Here is a 19,053-nt window from a genome sequence, read left to right as displayed (position 1 = left end):
GCACATGCTCGACACCGCCCTGATCGAACGTTTTGCAGCCATCGTTGGCGAAAAAAATGCGCTGACCGCGCCGGAAGATATTGCGCCTTTCATGATCGAACAGCGCGATCTCTATCAGGGCCGCTCGCCACTGGTTCTGCGCCCCGCTTCAACAGAAGAAGTTTCTGCGATCCTGAAACTTGCCAATGAAACCAAGACGCCAGTTGTGCCGCAGGGCGGCAATACCGGCCTTGTTGGCGGTCAGACGCCGGATGAAAGCAACACCACGATTGTTCTGTCGCTTTGCCGTATGAACAAGGTCCGCTCGGTTGATCCGGTCGGCAATCTCGTGACGGTGGAAGCCGGTGTGATTCTCAAAAACCTTCAGGACGAAGCGCAGAAAGTGGGCCGTCTGTTCCCGCTGTCGCTTGGCGCGGAAGGTTCCTGCCAGATTGGCGGCAATCTTGGTTCAAACGCTGGCGGCACCGCAGTTCTCGCTTATGGCAATATGCGCGAGCTTTGCCTCGGTCTTGAAGTGGTTCTGCCAAGCGGCGAAATCCTCAACGATCTGCGCTACGTGAAGAAAGACAACACCGGCTATGATCTCAAGGACCTGTTTGTCGGTTCGGAAGGCACGCTTGGTGTTATCACGGCTGCCGTTTTGAAGATTTACCCGCAGCCAAAGGGCAAGGGCGTGGCCTATGCAGGTCTTCGCAGCCCGGAAGACGTGCTGCGCCTGTTCCAGCTTGCGATCGAACATGCAGGGCCATCGCTCACTGGCTTTGAATTGATGCCGCGTGTGGGCGTTGAGTTCACGGTTGCCCATGTGGACGGTGTTCGCGATCCGCTCGAAAGCCCGCATGACTGGTATGTGCTGGTTGATATTTCTTCGACCCGCTCGGAAGACGATGCGCGCACAACGCTTGAAACGATCCTGACGGAAGCTTTCGAGAACGATATCATTCAGGATGCGGCGATTGCCGAGAGCGTTGCACAGGCGCAGATGTTCTGGAAAATGCGCGAGGAAATGTCCTGGGCGCAGAAGCCGGAAGGCGGCTCGATCAAGCACGATATCTCGGTGCCTGTCGTAAAAATCCCGGAATTCATTCACGAAGCCAACGCGGCAACGCTGGAAATGATTCCCGGCTCGCGTATCGTTTGCTTCGGCCATATTGGCGACGGCAATCTGCACTATAATGTGTCGCAGCCGGTGGGTGCCGACAAGCAAGCCTTCCTTGATCGCTGGCACGAATTAAATCACCGCATTCATACAATTGTTGCTTCTTATACCGGATCGATCTCGGCCGAGCATGGCATCGGCGTATTGAAGCGTGAGGAGCTTGCCTTCTTCAAGCAGGACGTAGCTCTTGAATTGATGCGCCGTATTAAGAAATCATTCGACCCGAATGGTATTATGAATCCGGGTAAAGTGCTGTAAATTCAGCGAATATGACGAAAACGAGGCGGGCAGGAAACTGTCCGCCTTTTCATTTATGTAAACGAAAATTAGCAAGAATTACCGACTTCTTACACCTGGTTGTAATCCGGTAACCAAATGAAAAAGCAGGGAAAAGTTAACCTAACGCGTTAAGTGCATCGGTAATAAACGCGGTCTATTCTCCAAATCAACAAGAGCGAACATCGCTCAAAAGAGAAGCCGGAATAACTGGCTCTCAAAAAACAGGCAGAGATAGACAGAGGCGTCGAAAATGATGAGCAGCGGACTTAAGAAGCCAGAATGGGCAGGTCAGGAACTTCGGCTCGATCCGTTTCACCTTCCGCAGGTTGTGACCTATGCGGCAGAAGATTGTGATGCAGACGTAACCTTCACCATTAGTGAACGTGGTGCGGTTATCCGCCAGATCCTGCCATCGAGCGGCTTGCCAATGTCGCTCGCTCTTCCGATCAACGCATTCATCGGTGTGACGGCCCGCGCCGTTGAAGACGAATTTGGCGAAATCACCGTAACGCTTGAACTGATGCATGAAGATCCGCAGCTTTCTGTGCCGCTGCTGGTTGCTCACGACCTGACCGATGTTGCTGCTGACTGGCGCGCTTGGGCTGCAACCTTCAACCTACCAATGATGCTGGTGGAAGAAGATGGCGTTGCGCGCCCGCTTTATGAAAGCACTGGCCCGGTTCGCACCGGGGAGCCACAGGCGCGCCGCCAGGGGCAGGAACCGCGCCGCCGCCGCCCTCGCTTCCTTGCTCGCCGCAAAACCGGTTCGCTGGGCGTGCGTATGGTCATTGAAGGCCGTGAGATTATCGCTCGAAACTAGATCGCATCCCGAAATTCGCTCCAAGAGCTGCATCAAAGCGATACGAATTTCGGGTTCGCCATACTAGCAGGTCATCACATTCGCGTGTGAACACGTTCTCGTCGGATTTCTATACTATCTAAGGAATAACGCACCGCTCGGTGGTCGTCTGGAAAGATGAAGGACCTTTCCAGACATCAAAGGCCTCGATGCCGGAGCAACCAACTTGGCTGACCTCCAGCAAGCCAGCCGGATGGTAATCCCATCCGGGTAATTTTTTATTCAGATTACTTTTTGCGACTGAGAAACGCCATTACGGCTTCGCGCGCTTCGCTCGACGTGAGCCGCTCGGCAAAATGCTTTGCTTCTCTTGCGATGCGATCAGCAACAGGTTCGGCAGGCATACGCATCAGGCTGCGAGCAATCTGCATGGCCTGCGGAGGCTTGGCAGCAATTTCCTCTGCAGCTTTCAGCACTTCTGCTTCCAGCTCGCTGCTTTCTACAACCTTATAGACAATGCCCGCTTCCAGTGCCGCCTGCGCATCGAAGCCATGCCCCAGTGCGAGCAATGCAAAAGCCTTCTGATGCCCCATCAGCGATGGTGCAAGCAGGCTGGAGGCCGCTTCTGGTACGAGTCCGAGATCAACAAACGGTGTGCGAAACAACGCATGGTTAGTGGCAAACGTCAGGTCGCAATGAAGATGGATTGTCGTGCCGATCCCGATAGCCAGGCCATCGACGCCGGATATGACCGGCTTCTTCGAGCCCGATAGGGCTGCGAGAAAATTCAGAATGTCATTGCCCATATTGCCGTCCGATGCGGCAGCCATGAAATCCTGCATGTCGTTGCCTGACGAGAATGCGCCGGGCACGCCCAAAAACACATGCACGCGCACAGCATCATCGGCATCGCCATCTACAAGCGCCTTGGCCATTGCCGCATACATGGCGCGGGTGATGGCATTTTTCTTGTCGGCCCTATTAAGCCGGATGATCTGCACTGCATCTTTGCGTTCGATCAGAACATGCTCGCTCATAATCAGACCTCCAGCGCGGATTTTGCAGCTGCAAGGCTGACTGCGCCGCTGATGACGGTGTCCTTGAGGGATGAGACTTCCGCAAGCATGTTTTCGGCAAAGAAGCGGCAAAGCGCAGCGCGGCCGGCATCGTCACTGTTAATTGCTGCGCGCGCGAGATAAGCGCCGCCAGCAGTCAGGGAAAGCAGACGCTGATACGGCGTTGCTCCAGCCAGCGCTTCTTCTGTACGGCCTTCACTTGCCGCCTTTTGCAGCCATTCAGTGGCTTCACGCGCTTCGTTGATGGCTGCCGAAAGACGTGAACCCGTTTCGCCAAGTTCAGGACGGTTCGATTTTGTCGCTTTGTCCGCTTCTTGCTGCAGTTCGGCGAGATAGTTGCCGATGCGCTCACCATTGCCGAGCGGTAACTTGCGCAGCACAAGGTCAATGGCCTGAATGCCATTTGTACCTTCATAAATTGGAGTAATGCGGGCATCGCGCAGCAATTGCGCTGCACCGGTTTCTTCGATGAAGCCCATGCCGCCATGGATCTGCACGCCAAGCGAGGCCACATCCACGCCGACGTCAGTTGCAAAGCTTTTGGCCAAAGGTGTGAGCAGTCCGGCGCGATCCGACCAGAATTGTGCGTCAGCACCCTCTGTTGCATGACTCATATCGATCGCATGGGCGCATGAATAGGTGATGGAGCGGGCAACCTGTGTCAGCGCTTTCATGGTGAGCAACATACGTTGCACATCCGGGTGCTCGATAATTGGGCTCATGCCAGCCTTGGGATCAGCACCCAAGGCGCGGCCCTGTTTGCGGTCTTTGGCGTAGTTCAATGCCTGCTGATAGGCGGCTTCGGCCACGCCAACGCCCTGAATACCAACCAGCAAACGGGCATTGTTCATCATGGTGAACATGCAGGCGAGGCCGCGATTTTCTTCGCCAATCAGATAACCAACAGCACCTGTTTCCTCGCCTTTCACGAACCCATCGCCATAGATCATGGTGCAGGTAGGGGAGGCATGAATGCCCATCTTGTGTTCCAGGCCCGAGCAGAACAGATCGTTGCGTCGGCCAAGCGAACCATCTGCATTGACGAGGAATTTCGGCACCAGAAACAGCGATATGCCCTTGGTTCCGGCAGGTGCATCGGGCAGGCGGGCCAGCACCAGATGTACAATATTGTCGGTCAGGTCATGTTCGCCATAGGTAATGAAAATCTTCTGGCCAAAAATACGATATGAACCATCATCGCTGCGCTCTGCACGCGCACGCAATGCACCGAGATCAGAGCCCGCCTGCGGCTCCGTCAGGTTCATGGTGCCCATCCACTCGCCGGTGATGAGCTTTTCTAAATACGTGTCTTTCAGCTCTTTTGAGGCGTGCTTTTCCAGTGCTTCGACCGCGCCCATGGTGAGCGTAGGAGCGATAGCAAACGCCAAAGTGCCGGAGTTCCACATTTCACTGACAGCCACCGACATCATGGTTGGCAGGCCCTGGCCGCCATATTCCGGCGTGCCGGTTAGTGAATTCCAGCCGCCCGCAATCCAGTCGGAATAAAGCTCTTTCCAACCGGGCGCCGTCGTTACAACGCCATCTTTAACAGTAGCTCCATGCCTGTCACCGGTGATGCGAAGTGGTTCCACGCGCTCGGAGGCAAACCTGCCTGCTTCTTCCAGAATAGCTTCCGCCAGATCGGCGGAAAATTCGGGGAAACGGTTCTCTTCAATGGCTGTTTCAAGGCCTGCGACCTTCATCAGCGTATGGGAAATTTCAGAAACCGGCGCGCGATACATCTTTCCTCCACTTGGCCTTTGTATGGGTCTCTCCTCGGAAACCCGTCCCGCGGCCAATCAGGCAGCGGGAACATAATGGCTGTTGATATAAGAGCTATCGGCTTATTACGTAAACGTCAATATTGTGAATTGTCTTGTTGGATCACGTTCGGTTTCCTTGGGTGGTCGCAACCTCACACCAGATTTCCTTTTACAGCGCGAAGAAAACGCAAGTTTGCTGCGTGACAGAAAACAAACCATCTGGTAGGTTTCTTTATGTCAATCGCTAATCGTCGCCAGAAGAACCCTCAACTTGTCCGTTCGCAGCTCATTGAAAGTGCTGTCGAGTTGGCACTGGAGTCTGGTTTGAATGCGGTGAGCCTTGAGGCTGTGGCAAGTAGAGCTGGCGTCACGAAGGGCGGTCTGCTGCACCACTTCGCAAACAAACAATTGCTGATTGATGCGGTCTTTGACGAATTGGTACTGGATTTTGAAACTGCCCTGCGAGCCAGAATGGCGAATGACCAAGAAACTCGCGGACGTTTTACAAGAGCGTATCTTGAGCTGGCGATAGAGGCGCAACAGGATGACAGTCGCGTATGGGCTTTATGGATATCGGTATTTTCCGATGCAAGACTTCGCGATGCCTGGGGCCATTGGCTTAATGCGCGGCTTGAAGAATACGGCGACACGGAAAGCGGGGCAGATATGGAAGCGGTGCGTTTTGCAGCTGATGGAATCTGGCTGAGCCATATGGTTGGCGTCGTCCCGAATGACTGGTCAGCACTTCGGAGCCGTCTGCTGAAAATGATTAGCGATTAAAGCATTTCCAGCAAAAGTGCGAAGCGGTTTTGCGTAAGAATAATGCATAAAAACAAAAAGATAGAGTGGTTCCAACTATTTAATATTAACTGGAGCCGCTCTAATAACTGGCTTTACCAACAAAGTTAAATCTCATGAAAAACTATCTGTTTCTCGGTGTTGCTATCGTTGCAGAGGTAATTGCGACATCTGCGCTCAAGGCGTCCAACTCATTTACGGTTATGGTTCCAACCTTCACGATGATTGTTGGCTATGCCGTAGCCTTTTATTTTCTTTCCCTGACATTGCAAACCGTTCCGGTGGGTGTGGCTTATGCGATCTGGTCAGGCTGCGGTATCGTTCTGATCTCTGCCTTCGGCTGGCTGGTCTATGGTCAGAAGCTGGACTTGTGGGGAATTATCGGAATCGGCTTCATAATTTTTGGTGTGCTGATTGTTAATTTGCTCTCCAAGTCATCAGTGCATTAGAAAGCGCGCGACGGTTACGTTTTCTCATGCTCCAATCCGAAAATAGACCTTTAAAAACAAAACACTGCACTTAATCTAATTTTTAGTTCATTATTGTAAACGTCAGTAATGTTCGTAGGTGTTTTTATATGACGCTTGTTCCGTACTTCCTGACTGTCAATCTGACGGTGTCATGTGTTTTCATCCTGACATTTGCGTTCGTTGCCATTCAGGAACGGAACTATGCAGCCCCGCGCTGGTTCACGCTGGCATCCATAGCAGCAGCACTCGTTGCAATCTTCGGCTATTGGATCCCGCTTGCAGAAAATCCACGCCTATTGGTCCTGGCTTCCTTCTCGCTTCTGATGGCGGCTTTTCTGGCTATAACGATCGGCCTGCAAAGTATCTATCACCAGAAGATCGACTGGAAATTTTATTGCGGCTTCTTCCTTGCGGCCATCATCTGCAATCTGCTCATCTATGATCTGCCTCGAACGTCGTTTTTGCATCGCTTTCTTTATCAGTTGCCGCTCTGCCTCGCGCAGCTTTGGATGATCCGTGTGATCTATCTATCGCGTATGCCACGCCTGGTCGATAAACTGATGATGGGGCTCGCGATATTCAGCTGCATTTACTACCTTTCAAAAGCTTTCCTCATCGCTTGGCCGGGTTCCGATATGCGGCCGGAGGACGATGCCAACACGTGGCATGTCATCGTTTCCCTGGCAGTGGGTGTGTTGGTGCAGGTAGCGCGCGGACTGCTTCTTTTGCTGAGTACTGTGTCGCATATGGTGGGGGAGGCCAGCGAGCAATCGGAAGTCGATGAGCTTTCGCAGATTTATAATCGACGCGGTTTTGATCGGCATGTTTCCCGCGTTTTGGCGCGCAAGGGCGCTCGTATTCGCTATTCAGTGATTATGAGTGATCTGGATTTTTTCAAACGTGTCAACGATACCTATGGTCATGATGGCGGTGACAGGGTGATTGCAGCTTTTGGTAAGCTGCTCAAAACGCAATTGCCGAAAGCAGCGGTTGCCGCACGAATGGGCGGCGAGGAATTCGTCGTCTTCATTCCAGACAACGACATGGCGGCGGCGGAAGCTTTGGCGCAAAGCTTGCGGGAAGCTCTATGCGAGCTTCGCTTTACAGGCAAATCTCCGGCTTGGAGCCCGACGGCAAGCTTTGGTGTTGCCGAGCAGATCGATGATGAGAGCCTTTATGAGACGATGCGCCGTGCAGATGCGGCACTCTATCAGGCGAAAAAAGCCGGGCGCAATCGTGTCCATATCGCTTGAAATGCTGCAGCCGCATGAGACGGGTTATTACTTGCCCGAGCGTTCGCGTTCCACTGCACGCCAGCCAATGTCTGAGCGATAAAAACCTTCCGGCCAGTCAATCTGCTTGACGGTGTCATAAGCCTTGCTCTGGGCTTCGGCTACCGTTTTAGCAATCGCTGTTACGTTGAGAACGCGACCACCATTGGCAATGAGGTTGCCGTCTTTTTCAGCCGTACCGGCGTGGAAAACTTTGAGTCCGTCAATGTCATTGAGCTTGTCGAGACCGCGAATGATGCTGCCTTTCTTCACATTGGCAGGGTAGCCTTCTGCAGCCATAACCACGGTGAGGGCAGGTTGGTCTTTCCACTCAAGTGATACTTCATCAAGCTTGCCGTCCACGGCCGCATTGATAAGATCAAGCAGGTCGGTTTCAAGGCGCATCATCAGCACCTGACATTCCGGATCACCAAAACGGGTGTTGTATTCGATAAGCTTCGGGCCGTCCTTGCCGATCATCAAGCCTAGGAACAGCACGCCCGAGAAAGGTGCGCCAATTTCCGCCATGCCGCGCATGGTCGGTTCGATCAGTTCGCGCATGGTGCGCTCAACGATTTCCGGCGTCATTACAGGAGCGGGGGCATAAGCGCCCATACCGCCGGTATTCGGGCCGGTGTCGCCATCGCCCACGCGCTTGTGGTCCTGTGCCGAGCCAAGCGATAGGGCCGTTTTGCCATCGCAAATGCAGAAGAAGCTTGCTTCTTCACCTTCAAGAAACTCTTCAACGACCACTTCGGCACCAGCGGAACCGAATGCGCCTTCAAAACAGGCATCGACAGCGTCCAGCGCTTCATCGAGCGTCATGGCAACAACAACGCCTTTGCCGGCGGCAAGGCCGTCGGCCTTGACGACGATAGGTGCGCCTACTTCACGGACATAGGCCTTGGCTTTTGGCGCATTGTTGAAGCGGCCATAGGCACCTGTGGGGATGCCAAAACGCGCGCAAAGATCCTTGGTGAAGCCTTTCGAGCCTTCAAGCTGGGCGGCAGCCTTGGATGGTCCGAAAACGCGAATATTCTCGGCTTGGAGATCGTCGGCGAGGCCCGCGACCAGTGGGGCTTCCGGGCCAACGACAACCAGATCGATTGCCTTGTCCTTGGCGAATGCGATGACCGCTGCGTGATCGGTTACGTCGAGCGTTACAAGTTCTGCATATTCGGCAATGCCGGGGTTGCCGGGCGCGCAATAAAGCTTTGTCAGCTTTTCGGAAGCGGCGAGTTTCCAGGCCAATGCGTGTTCGCGGCCACCGGAACCGATCAACAGAACTTTCATGCCTTGCTCCCTGCGCGTGAGATCAGTAAATGTTTATTGATACGGGTCTCTATTGCCCAACGCGTTTGCGGGCAAGGGCAGTACCGCGATTTTTGGATAAAAAGCGGGTGGAGCCGTAGCAGTTTCTAGAAAGCAGGCAATCATGCAGCAGTCAAAACCCAATGCAGGGTCCGGTATTGGGGCCAATTCAGATGTGCAGTCGCGCGATGTGCGTGGACGCGTGAAAGACGCGCCCTCGGGCCATTGGGTCTATCGTGTTCTTCCGCCATCGCTTTGGCCCTATGCGCAGCTCGCTCGGTGGGATCGCCCGATTGGTTGGCAGCTTTTACTCTGGCCGTGCTGGTGGTCGGCAGCACTCGTTACTGGCGCAGGTGCGCAGCCTGGCGACGGTGCATGGTCCGTCATGCCCTCGATCTGGCACCTTGTCCTGTTTTTGGTTGGCTCAATTGCCATGCGCGGTGCAGGATGTACCTATAATGATATTGTCGATCAGGATATCGACGATAAAGTCGATCGCACGCGGTCGCGTCCACTGCCATCGGGGCAGGTCACGAGCAGGCAGGCGAAGATTTTTCTCGTTTTGCAGGCGCTGGTTGGCCTTGCTGTGGTGCTGCAGCTTAACTGGTTTTCAATCGGGCTTGGTGTCTTCTCGCTGCTGATTGTTGCTGCCTATCCATTCATGAAGCGTTTCACCAATTGGCCGCAGCTGGTGCTTGGTCTGGCGTTTTCTTGGGGCGCGCTAATGGGTTGGGCGGCCTCGGAAGGCTCTCTCGCATTGCCGCCTGTGCTGCTTTACATCGGCGCGATCCTCTGGGTGATCGGCTACGATACGATCTATGCCCATCAGGATAAGGAAGATGATGCACTGGTTGGAGTGGGTTCAACCGCGCGGCTGTTTGGCAAACATACCAAGACTGCGCTCATGGTGCTTTATGGTGGAGCAATCGGTTTTTTTGCGGCGGCGTTTGCTGTTGCGCAGGTTCCGATGCCAGCACTTGCTGGTTTGCTGGCCGCAGGCGCGCATCTTTATCGCCAGATCATCGTGCTTGATATCGACAATCCCGATCAGTGTCTGAAACTGTTTCGTTCCAACAATATTGTGGGCCTGATCATCTTTCTGGGCCTCGTGTTAGGGAGCCTGTGGGTGGCCGTCAAACCACTCGTCTGAATTAAAAAGGCCACCGAAACGGTGGCCTTTTTCTTATTTGATTACGGATAAAGCCGATCTTTGTTCCAGTCGCCTTCCGGTGTGTCGCGGGTAAACAACACGCGGTCATGCAGGCGGAACGGACGGTCGTGCCAGAATTCGATGGAAACCGGGCGAATGCGGAATCCGGACCAGTGAGAAGGCCTTGGAATGTCGCCGATGGCGTAACGAGCGGTATATTCGGCAACAGCCTTTTCAAGCGCAAAACGGCTTTCGAGCGGTCGCGACTGTTTCGATGCCCATGCTCCTATGCGGCTGCCGCGTGGGCGCGATGCATAATAAGCGTCGGCTTCTGCGTCGCTGACCTTCTCAACTGGCCCGCGCACGCGCACCTGACGGCGCAGCGACTTCCAGTGAAAGCACATGGCAGCCTTTTCGGCGGACAGGATTTCCTGCCCCTTCTTGCTTTCATAATTGGTGTAGAAAACAAAACCGTGCTCGTCGAAATCCTTGAGTAGCACCATACGCACATTGGGCAGACCGTCAGGATCAACGGTGGCAAGTGCCAGTGCATTTGGGTCGTTCAGTTCGCTCTTGGTGGCGTCATTCAGCCATTCAGCAAAAAGTCGGAACGGTTCTGAGTTTTGGGTGAAATCGTCGCTGGTGTCTGTCATTTGCCGCTATTTCAGATATCTGGAAAACTTGGGTACGCGGAACTTCCTCCAATTCGTCCGCTTTGTCCATGGCTGAGAGCTGCGACGCATCATGCCAGCATGTTGTGTTTTCTCAACCAAGCTTCATACCATTGCGGCCATTGTTCCGTAGGCGTTCCCGTCTTACCCATGCCAAAGCCATGGCCACCTGATGGTATCGCATGAAACTCCACATCCACGCCTGCCTTCACACAAGCTTGCTGCATGATAAGGCTATTGGCTGGATTGGAAATCTGATCGTCATCCGCTTGCGTGAGAAAAACCGGAGGGCAATCCTTGTTAACATGGCTTTCAACCGACCACTCCCGCGTTGCTTCTTGTGTTGGATGCTTGCCAACAAGCGAGCGACGGGTCGATGTGTGATCATAAGGCGCTTCAAGTGTAATAACCGGATAAATCAGCGCCGCCGCATCTGGCCGGGCTGATTGTGTGTCGATGTCATCGACAGGTTCGTAAGACGCAAAAGCTGAGCGGGTCGCGGCAAGCCCCATCAAGTGCCCGCCAGCAGAAAAGCCCAGCGCACCGATCTTGTTTGGAGCAATCTGCCAGTCAGCCGCTTTCGCCCGCACCAGACGAAATGCTCTTTGAACGTCCTGTAGCGGTGCCAGTGGTCCTGCAGCCCATCCCTCAATTGGCAGTCGATAGGTGAGGACAAAAGCAAAAATGCCTCTTTTTGCGAGCCAGCGTGCAGCGGGATAAGACTCTTTGCCTTCCTCAATGCGCTTATATCCGCCACCTCCGGCAATGATCACTGCAGAACCGTTTGGCCGCTCAGGGTTGAATATCTCTAAGCCAGGTACTGCAATGTTTGTGACCGCGCCTCTCTTGGTTATATCAGGCGAACCGCTCGGGCCTCCGTCACCAGGTGGTGATGCAGGCCAAAGGGATAGGCGGCTGCTTTGTGATCGAACACTGATAATTGGCAAGCTGAATGCTGTGGTAAGCGCGGCGCCACCAATCAGTAAGTTACGGCGTGAAATCAAAGTTCATCCTCACTCGAACCGATGTTTCAGACTCTTGAATCTGCTCACTAATCATGGCGATTTTTGCCCGCAAAAGCTTGTTTTCGCAATTAACACTGAACATCTGCAATAGAAGCTCTGTCAGCCAACTTTATACCGTTGTCCTTTGGTAGCGATTTGTTTACCTTGCCCGCGAACCGCTTGTTAACCCCATACCCCCCATATTCGCTACATCTTTAGGATGTATTTAAGGGAAGACCGTTGGCTGCTGAATCCGCTCGCCGCGACACACATGACGATTCTACGATTCTTGGTATGGCTTTTATTCGCCGTGCAGCGCTCGTTATGGTTGTTTTGCCGCTGGCAGGCTGTGCGATGGGTGGCGTCAGTATTGAGAAGGCTGTGCCTGATTCGTCTACAATCACGGGTTCAGTCAAACCAGCACAAAAGACAGAAACAGATACTGGCAAACTTTCGGACCAGTCCACGATCAAGAGTGTCGTTTCGGCGCTCGATTTCACCCAATGGGGCAAGAAGCCAGTGCCGTGGGCTAATCCTGATACGGGTAGTCAGGGCACGATTACCACGATTGCCGAGACCAAATCCGACGATGGCCTCTGCCGGAAATTCGAGACCTCTCGTGAGGCTTTTGACGGTGTTTCGATCTATCGCGGCGAAACCTGTATGCAGCGGGGCGGTCAGTGGACACTCACCTCATTTGCACCGATCTAAGCTTTTTTGAAAACATCCCTTTGTAAGTCTGGAAGTTTTCCGGCTTCGTGCGCATATTATGGCAAACTGAGTCTAGCGACTGAGATTACAGTCATTTTTCCTAATGAGGACTATATATGCGCGATCCCTATAGCGTGTTGGGCGTCGCCAAAACGGCGAAGCCCGAAGAAATAAAATCGGCATTTCGCAAACTGGCCAAAAAGCACCATCCGGATCAGAACCAGGATGATCCGAAGGCTCAGGAGCGTTTTGCGGAAGTTAACCAGGCCTATGAAATCGTCGGCGATAAAGACAAACGCGGACAGTTTGACCGTGGCGAAATCGATGCAGAAGGCAAGCCATTGTTTCAGGGCTTTGCCGGTCAGGGTGGCGGCTTTGATGGACATGCCGGTTTCGGTGGCGGAGATCCGTTTGCGGGCTTTCGTCAGCGTGGCGGCGGGCAACAGGGTGGCTTCGGTGGCGCTGAAGACATTCTCAATGATTTGTTTGGCGGCGCTTTCGGTGGCGGGCGCGGTGGCGCACGTCAACAGCGCGGGCCGGTAAAGGGCAGCGATCTTTCAGCGTCGATCAATATAACGCTGGAACAGGCTGCAGGTGCCGACAAGGTTGAAGCCGTCTTCCCCAACGGCAAGCATCTGAAGATTAAGCTGCCGCAATTCGTCGAAGACGGCCAGACAATCAGGCTCAAAGGTCAGGGCGAGCACGTCCTGGGCGGAACACCCGGCGATGCGCTGGTCACGATCCACTTCAAACAAAGCGCACGTTTTAGGCTTGAAGGCCGCGATGTGCATGTCGATCTGCCGGTCGAGCTTGAGGATGCCGTCCTTGGCGGTAAGGCTGAAGTCGAAACGCTGAGCGGTCGTATCGCCGTCAAGGTTCCGGCTTGGTCCAACTCAGATAAGGTTCTGCGCCTCAAGGGTAAGGGCCTGCCACTGAAGGCTGGCGGTCATGGCGACCTTTATGTTCACGTCCGCATCATGCTGCCGGAAGGTGGCGATGCCGAACTTGAAGAGTTTTTGCGCAAGCGCAAAGGCGAATAAGTCAAAATCGTTATAAAAACCAATGCGGGGATTAACTGCTAGAGCTGCATTTAATCCCCGCAAAAAGGCTATGTAGTGTCTTTTGCGTCCTCAACCGATGCTCAAGCACAACTCTGTTGTGCGATAAAATCACAATACCCGGCTTTTTATGCGCAATTGCTTGAAGCTGTTGCAAGCCTGTGCGATAGGGCATCTAGTTGATTATATTTCGATGAGGACCCTTAATGACCGCAAAGTCAGGTTTGTTGCAGGGCAAGCGCGGATTGATTCTGGGCGTAGCCAACAACCGTTCCATCGCCTGGGGTATTGCCAAGGCCGCTCGTGAAGCTGGTGCGGAACTCGCATTCACCTATCAGGGTGATGCGCTGAAGAAGCGCGTGGAGCCGTTGGCCGAAGAATTGGATGCTTTCGTTGCAGGACATTGTGATGTTGCTGACGGCGCAAGCATTGATGCTGTTTTTGAAGCACTTGAAAAGAAGTGGGGCAAGCTCGACTTCGTCGTTCACGCCATTGGTTTCTCCGACAAGGATGAACTGACCGGCCGTTACGTCGATACCAGCGAAGCCAACTTCCAGAACACCATGCTGATTTCGGTTTATTCGCTGACGGCAATTTCGCGCCGCGCGGAAAAGCTGATGGCTGATGGCGGCTCCATTTTGACGCTGACCTATTACGGCGCTGAAAAAGTCATGCCGAACTACAACGTCATGGGCGTTGCAAAGGCTGCTCTTGAAGCAAGCGTCAAGTATCTGGCCGTTGATCTTGGCCCGCAGAATATCCGCGTCAATGCGATTTCAGCAGGTCCTATCAAGACTTTGGCTGCATCCGGCATTGGTGACTTCCGCTATATTCTCAAGTGGAACGAGTACAATGCGCCGCTGCGCCGCACGGTTACGATTGATGAAGTGGGCGATGTTGGCCTTTACTTCCTCTCTGACCTCTCGCGCTCGGTCACGGGTGAAGTTCACCACGCTGACAGCGGCTACCACGTCATCGGCATGAAGGCTGTTGACGCTCCGGATATCTCAGTCGTTAAAGACTGATTGGTGTAAGACGAAATCCCGAAAAGTTGACCGACTTTTCGGGATTTTTGTTTTGTCTTTCCGTCAGCGGGAAGGTTATCCAAAGAATGGGCACTAGCATAATGTGCGCCAGAAAATCATTTAGCGGCAGATAGAGGTAACGCTTTGGCTCGGGAGATCATCTACTTTTCGCGTCACGGTGAGACGGATTGGAATGTCTCGCAGCGCATTCAGGGGCAGCTTGATATTGATATCAACGCCCATGGACGTACCCAGGCAGACCGTAACGGCGATATGCTAAAGTCGCTGATTGGCGACGGTGCCGGTTATGATTTCGTTGCAAGCCCGCTGCGCCGCACACGCGAAACAATGGAGCGCATTCGCCTGCGCATGGGTCTCGACCCATATGATTTCCGCACTGATCCGCAGCTTATGGAAGTGAATTTCGGCGATTGGCAAGGCTTCATGATGGAAGATATTGCCAAGGAGCGTGATGACCTTGTGCAAGCGCGCGCTCGCGATAAGTGGAACTTCATCCCGCCGGGCGAAACGGCTGAAAGCTATATGCGTCTTTCGCAGCGCATCGGGCGCTGGGTTGAGGCGGTCGAATGGCCAACCGTCTGTGTGACGCATGGCGGCTGCATTCGCACCCTGTTTTATCTCTATGGTGATATCGACGGCCACGATGCTGCAAATATCTCCATCCCGCAGGACAAGATATTGAAGTTCGAAAACGGCAAGCTTGATTGGGTTTAAAGCATTTCCAGCAAACGTGCGAAGCGATTTTGCATAGGGATAATGCGTAAAAACAAAGAGATAGAGCGGTTCCAACGGTTCAATATTAACTGGAACTGCTCTTAAAAGCCGGGTAGCTTTTGGTATCGATGTGCTGCGTTGTTGCGGTCGTTGAAAAGCCCTACCTAGCGAGTGTTCATGTCATTCAAACGCTTTGCGGTTATTGCTGACATTCATGGCAACAGTGATGCGCTGGCAGCCGTGCTTGCTGACATTGATGCCCTGAATATCCAAACCATTATCAATCTCGGCGATCATTTAAGTGGACCGCTCGCTGCGCGCGAAACAGCGGATATGCTGATGGTGCGTGAGATGATTGCAATTCGTGGCAATCATGACCGTTGGCTGGTTGAAAAAGCCGTCGAAGACATGGGCCCATCTGATCGCGTTGCCTATGACCAGCTGGAAGAGCGGCATCTTGCCTGGCTGCGAGATATGCCCGCAACCAAAGTTCTCGCAGATGGCCGCATTTTTCTGAGCCACGGCACGCCCACGAGTGACACGACTTACTGGCTCGAAACTGTGACTGCTACTGGCGATGTCGTGCTGAGGCCGAAAAAGCAGATTGAAGCGGAAGCCGAAGGCATTGCCGCATCACTGATCCTCTGCGGTCATACGCATACGCCGCGCGTTGTGCGGTTGAGCGATGGTCGCCAGATCGTCAATCCCGGCAGCGTTGGCTGTCCCGGCTATGATGACGATCAGCCCGTGCCACATATTGTGCAGACCGGAACGCCGAATGCGTCTTATGCCGTAATCGATGATGATGCAGGGAATTGGCGTGTTACATTCCGCAGTATCCCATATGACCCATCTCGAATGGTTTTGCTTGCTGAGAAGGCAGGCAGGGAAGAGTGGGCAAATGTTATTCGCACTGGATGGCTTCGCGCCGAATAAGCGCGTGAATTTCCGACTTCTTGCCATTTGGCAAAATTATGCTATCTTTCCGCCATAAGGAAGGTATGCCATGGAGCTTCAGCCAATCAGCATAACGCCTGCGGGCAATCTGTCGAAGGTAATCACCGACGAAGAAGCGGGCGCATTGGCGCGCACCACGGTCAATTTGTTCAAGGCGTGGAAACTGTCAGATACGGAAGCCAGTACGCTTTTGGGTGATATGTCCCCGCGCACATGGGCGCGCTGGAAAGAAGGGAGCATAGGTCGCATCGACCGTGACTTGCGGATGCGTATGGCGCATCTTATGGGCATTCACCAAGGCCTGCGCTACATGTTCCGCGATGCTACGCGTGGCTACACCTGGATCAGAAAGCCTAATGCCGCATTCGGCGGTTTGTCGGCGCTCGATCTCATGTTGCGTGGTGAAATTTCAGATCTTGCTGCACTGCGAGAATGGCTCAATGCGGAGCGCGGCGCATGGTAAGCGGACTGGCTCAAAAGCAACATGTTCACTGGCCACAGACTTTCCGCATCATCCGCTCCATTCATCCGCCAATCGACCTGTTTGAAGATATCGCTGATCCGCGCGATTGGGAGGCCCTTGCTTCGGTCGAGGAAAAGACAAACCCGCGCATTCGATTTGAAATAGGCGATCTTGGCAAGGTGCCTGCTGATCGGCGCGTTGCCGGGCAGGGTGCAACCTATGTGATGGCGCCTTTCGTACATTGCTCGACAACCCGTCCGGGGCGTTTCAGCGATGGCAGCTACGGTATTTATTATGCCGCTGATCGTGAAGATGTGGCGGTGGCGGAAACCATCCATCACCATGAAAAATTCATGCGGGCAACCAATGAAGAACCCGGCTGGACTTCCGATTTTCGGGTGCTGATTGGCAGCGTCGAACGGGAACTGGACGATGTGAGGAAAGTACCGGGCGTGCTTGATCCGGTTGACTATGGGGCTTCACATACTGAGGGAAAAGATCTGCGCGCAGCGGGAAGTAACGGACTTCTCTGGCCAAGTGTGCGGATGCGCGGTGGCTCTTGTATCGGGATTTTCTGGCCGAATGTTATAACGATTCCGGTTCAGGGTCGGCATTACAGCTATCACTGGAATGGAACCCGCGTCGATTTCGTTCGCCAATACGACACGGGTCTAGTGCTTGCGGTAAGCTGATCTTATGGCGCTTCCTGGATATCAGTTACGAACCGGGTGTTGTCGGCTTCATCATAAAGAATGATGACCTTCATGCCTTTGTTAATAGCGGAATAATCAAACTCTCCCGGCAACTTATAGGTCTTGCCGTCATCCAGTGTAATTGTTTCCTTATCCTGATTGATGCCGGTGATCTTGCCTTCGACATCATCCGCCATGGCAACGGTCGAAAAGAGCGAGGCAATAATGAAGAGCAGTCCCACAATATACTGCATGGGTGTCATCCTCCTTTTGAGTGCCCGACCGTCAACTGACTGATTCGACACGAATTGCATTTTGCGCAATTGCTTCCCTCAAAGTTTGTATGAGCCGACAGTATGGGCTGAAACTAAAGGGCGCAACTTGATTGTGGGCGCATTTTAGCCGACGGAATGTGTCAAAAAGAATGCGGTATGTGGATGATCCGATGGAAATTTTGCGAACGGTATGTGGCTAATCCCAGCTATAATTTGACCGTTGCTCAAAAGGCCAATAAAACCGGCCCATATCTTGCCGGCAAAGGCGCTCCGTAATCAGGCTTAGCTCATGTCTCATAACAGTTTCGGTCATCTGTTTCGCGTAACCACCTGGGGCGAAAGCCATGGGATTGCGCTAGGTTGTGTCGTGGATGGTTGCCCTCCCGGCATCACCTTTACCGAAGCCGAAATTCAGTCCTATCTCGATAAGCGCAAGCCGGGTCAGTCGAAATATACGACCCAGCGTCGCGAGCCGGATCAGGTTCGTGTGCTTTCCGGTGTGCTTCTGGGCGACGATGGTGTCACCATGACCACCACTGGCACGCCGATTTCGATGATGATCGAAAACACCGATCAGCGCTCCAAGGATTATGGTGATATTGCAAAGCAGTATCGTCCTGGCCATGCCGATTATGCTTACGACGTCAAATACGGCATTCGCGATTATCGCGGCGGTGGTCGTTCCTCGGCACGCGAAACCGCAGCCCGCGTTGCGGCTGGCGCAATTGCTCGTAAGGTTGTTCCGGGTTTGCAGGTGCGTGGTGCGCTCGTCTCGATGGGCGTGCACGACATTGATCGTTCGCGCTGGGACTGGAACGAAGTCGATAACAATCCATTCTTCACGCCGGATGCTGGTTCTGTGGAGGTTTTCGCCGACTATCTGGATGGCATCCGTAAAAATGGCTCTTCCATCGGCGCGATTATTGAAATCGTCGCAGATGGCGTGCCTGCCGGTATTGGTGCGCCGATCTATGGTAAGCTTGATCAGGATATTGCCAGCCTGCTGATGTCGATCAACGCCGTGAAAGGCGTCGAAATTGGCAACGGCTTTGAGGCTGCACGCCTGACAGGCGAAGAAAACGCCGACGAAATGCGTATCGGCAATGACGGTCAGCCGATGTTCCTGTCAAATCAGGCGGGCGGCGTGCTTGGTGGTATTGCAACCGGTGCGCCCGTGGTGGCACGCTTTGCAGTGAAGCCGACGTCATCGATCCTGACGCCGCGGAAGTCCATTGATAAGGACGGCAAGGAAGTGGATGTGATGACCAAAGGACGCCACGATCCTTGCGTGGGCATTCGCGCTGTGCCGATTGGCGAAGCGATGGTCGCTTGCGCAATTGCCGATCACTATCTGCGCCATCGTGGACAGACGGGACGTATCTAAAA

20 protein-coding genes are annotated in these 19,053 nt (G+C 53.6%); 14 read left to right on the top strand and 6 right to left on the bottom strand.

Annotation, left to right across the window (positions count from 1 at the left end; genetic code table 11):
- Window positions 1-4 precede the first annotated feature (4 nt).
- Together QSJ70_RS21015 and QSJ70_RS21010 are read left to right on the top strand one after the other, a co-directional pair.
- On the top strand, window positions 5-1,417 hold the full coding sequence (locus QSJ70_RS21015; RefSeq protein WP_285539300.1) for an FAD-binding oxidoreductase: 1,413 nt from the start codon (window positions 5-7) through the stop codon (window positions 1,415-1,417).
- 271 nt (window positions 1,418-1,688) lie between these two features.
- Window positions 1,689-2,258, top strand: a complete 570-nt coding sequence (locus QSJ70_RS21010; protein WP_007873714.1) for a DUF6101 family protein — start codon at window positions 1,689-1,691, stop codon at window positions 2,256-2,258.
- Window positions 2,259-2,524: 266 nt separating this feature from the next.
- Here QSJ70_RS21010 and QSJ70_RS21005 read toward each other — a convergent pair whose 3' ends face one another.
- Window positions 2,525-3,274 carry a crotonase/enoyl-CoA hydratase family protein gene (locus tag QSJ70_RS21005; protein WP_285539296.1) on the bottom strand — a complete coding sequence of 250 codons (750 nt, stop codon included), beginning with the start codon at window positions 3,272-3,274 and terminating at the stop codon, window positions 2,525-2,527.
- A 2-nt stretch (window positions 3,275-3,276) separates the two neighbouring features.
- Window positions 3,277-5,055, bottom strand: a complete 1,779-nt coding sequence (locus QSJ70_RS21000; RefSeq protein WP_285539295.1) for an acyl-CoA dehydrogenase family protein — start codon at window positions 5,053-5,055, stop codon at window positions 3,277-3,279.
- Window positions 5,056-5,310: 255 nt separating this feature from the next.
- On the opposite strand from QSJ70_RS21000, the gene QSJ70_RS20995 reads away from it, so the two are divergent.
- From QSJ70_RS20995 to QSJ70_RS20985, 3 genes are all read left to right on the top strand, one after another.
- Complete coding sequence (locus QSJ70_RS20995) at window positions 5,311-5,856, top strand: TetR/AcrR family transcriptional regulator (RefSeq protein WP_285539293.1); 546 nt, start codon at window positions 5,311-5,313, stop codon at window positions 5,854-5,856.
- 134 nt (window positions 5,857-5,990) lie between these two features.
- A complete protein-coding gene (locus QSJ70_RS20990; RefSeq protein ID WP_064320244.1) occupies window positions 5,991-6,323 on the top strand; it encodes an SMR family transporter in 333 nt (110 codons plus the stop codon).
- Window positions 6,324-6,451: 128 nt separating this feature from the next.
- Window positions 6,452-7,597: a GGDEF domain-containing protein gene (locus tag QSJ70_RS20985; RefSeq protein ID WP_285539290.1), complete on the top strand. Its 1,146-nt coding sequence runs from the start codon at window positions 6,452-6,454 to the stop codon at window positions 7,595-7,597.
- Window positions 7,598-7,624: 27 nt separating this feature from the next.
- Here QSJ70_RS20985 and purD read toward each other — a convergent pair whose 3' ends face one another.
- Window positions 7,625-8,908 (bottom strand): phosphoribosylamine--glycine ligase, encoded by a 1,284-nt coding sequence (purD, locus tag QSJ70_RS20980; protein WP_064320246.1) that lies wholly within the window; start codon window positions 8,906-8,908, stop codon window positions 7,625-7,627.
- 142 nt (window positions 8,909-9,050) lie between these two features.
- Between purD and ubiA the strand changes: the two genes are divergently transcribed.
- Window positions 9,051-10,076: a 4-hydroxybenzoate octaprenyltransferase gene (gene ubiA, locus QSJ70_RS20975; RefSeq protein WP_285539287.1), complete on the top strand. Its 1,026-nt coding sequence runs from the start codon at window positions 9,051-9,053 to the stop codon at window positions 10,074-10,076.
- A gap of 41 nt (window positions 10,077-10,117) precedes the next feature.
- Here ubiA and pdxH read toward each other — a convergent pair whose 3' ends face one another.
- Together pdxH and QSJ70_RS20965 are read right to left on the bottom strand one after the other, a co-directional pair.
- Window positions 10,118-10,729: a pyridoxamine 5'-phosphate oxidase gene (gene pdxH, locus QSJ70_RS20970; RefSeq protein WP_285539286.1), complete on the bottom strand. Its 612-nt coding sequence runs from the start codon at window positions 10,727-10,729 to the stop codon at window positions 10,118-10,120.
- An 89-nt stretch (window positions 10,730-10,818) separates the two neighbouring features.
- Complete coding sequence (locus tag QSJ70_RS20965) at window positions 10,819-11,751, bottom strand: alpha/beta hydrolase (protein ID WP_231193803.1); 933 nt, start codon at window positions 11,749-11,751, stop codon at window positions 10,819-10,821.
- A gap of 240 nt (window positions 11,752-11,991) precedes the next feature.
- Here QSJ70_RS20965 and QSJ70_RS20960 point away from each other — a divergent pair, with 240 nt between their 5' ends.
- The 7 genes from QSJ70_RS20960 (at window position 11,992) to QSJ70_RS20930 (ending at window position 17,392) form a co-directional block, all read left to right on the top strand.
- Entirely contained in the window at window positions 11,992-12,462 is a 471-nt protein-coding gene (locus QSJ70_RS20960; RefSeq protein ID WP_241270807.1) for an RT0821/Lpp0805 family surface protein, read from the top strand.
- 116 nt (window positions 12,463-12,578) lie between these two features.
- Complete coding sequence (locus tag QSJ70_RS20955; RefSeq protein ID WP_007873742.1) at window positions 12,579-13,502, top strand: DnaJ C-terminal domain-containing protein; 924 nt, start codon at window positions 12,579-12,581, stop codon at window positions 13,500-13,502.
- 224 nt (window positions 13,503-13,726) lie between these two features.
- The gene (fabI, locus tag QSJ70_RS20950) at window positions 13,727-14,545 is read left to right on the top strand and encodes an enoyl-ACP reductase FabI (protein WP_007873744.1); all 819 of its coding nucleotides are present in this window, start codon (window positions 13,727-13,729) and stop codon (window positions 14,543-14,545) included.
- A 144-nt stretch (window positions 14,546-14,689) separates the two neighbouring features.
- Complete coding sequence (locus QSJ70_RS20945; protein ID WP_007873745.1) at window positions 14,690-15,280, top strand: histidine phosphatase family protein; 591 nt, start codon at window positions 14,690-14,692, stop codon at window positions 15,278-15,280.
- 177 nt (window positions 15,281-15,457) lie between these two features.
- Window positions 15,458-16,216, top strand: coding sequence for a metallophosphoesterase family protein (locus QSJ70_RS20940; RefSeq protein WP_285539278.1), 759 nt, complete (start codon window positions 15,458-15,460; stop codon window positions 16,214-16,216).
- A gap of 70 nt (window positions 16,217-16,286) precedes the next feature.
- Window positions 16,287-16,700, top strand: a complete 414-nt coding sequence (locus QSJ70_RS20935; RefSeq protein ID WP_285539277.1) for an MbcA/ParS/Xre antitoxin family protein — start codon at window positions 16,287-16,289, stop codon at window positions 16,698-16,700.
- Window positions 16,694-17,392 (top strand): RES family NAD+ phosphorylase, encoded by a 699-nt coding sequence (locus tag QSJ70_RS20930; RefSeq protein WP_285539276.1) that lies wholly within the window; start codon window positions 16,694-16,696, stop codon window positions 17,390-17,392. The genes QSJ70_RS20935 and QSJ70_RS20930 overlap by 7 nt, the downstream gene beginning before the upstream one ends.
- 2 nt (window positions 17,393-17,394) lie before the next feature.
- Here QSJ70_RS20930 and QSJ70_RS20925 read toward each other — a convergent pair whose 3' ends face one another.
- Entirely contained in the window at window positions 17,395-17,646 is a 252-nt protein-coding gene (locus QSJ70_RS20925; RefSeq protein ID WP_079211564.1) for a DUF1344 domain-containing protein, read from the bottom strand.
- 310 nt (window positions 17,647-17,956) lie between these two features.
- Between QSJ70_RS20925 and aroC the strand changes: the two genes are divergently transcribed.
- Window positions 17,957-19,051, top strand: a complete 1,095-nt coding sequence (gene aroC / locus QSJ70_RS20920) for a chorismate synthase (RefSeq protein ID WP_007873754.1) — start codon at window positions 17,957-17,959, stop codon at window positions 19,049-19,051.
- Window positions 19,052-19,053: the final 2 nt, after the last annotated feature.

It is taken from the genome of Brucella sp. NBRC 12950 (genome assembly GCF_030268145.1).
Taxonomy (GTDB): Bacteria; Pseudomonadota; Alphaproteobacteria; order Rhizobiales; family Rhizobiaceae; genus Brucella.
This window is presented reverse-complemented; position numbering and strand designations above follow the sequence as displayed.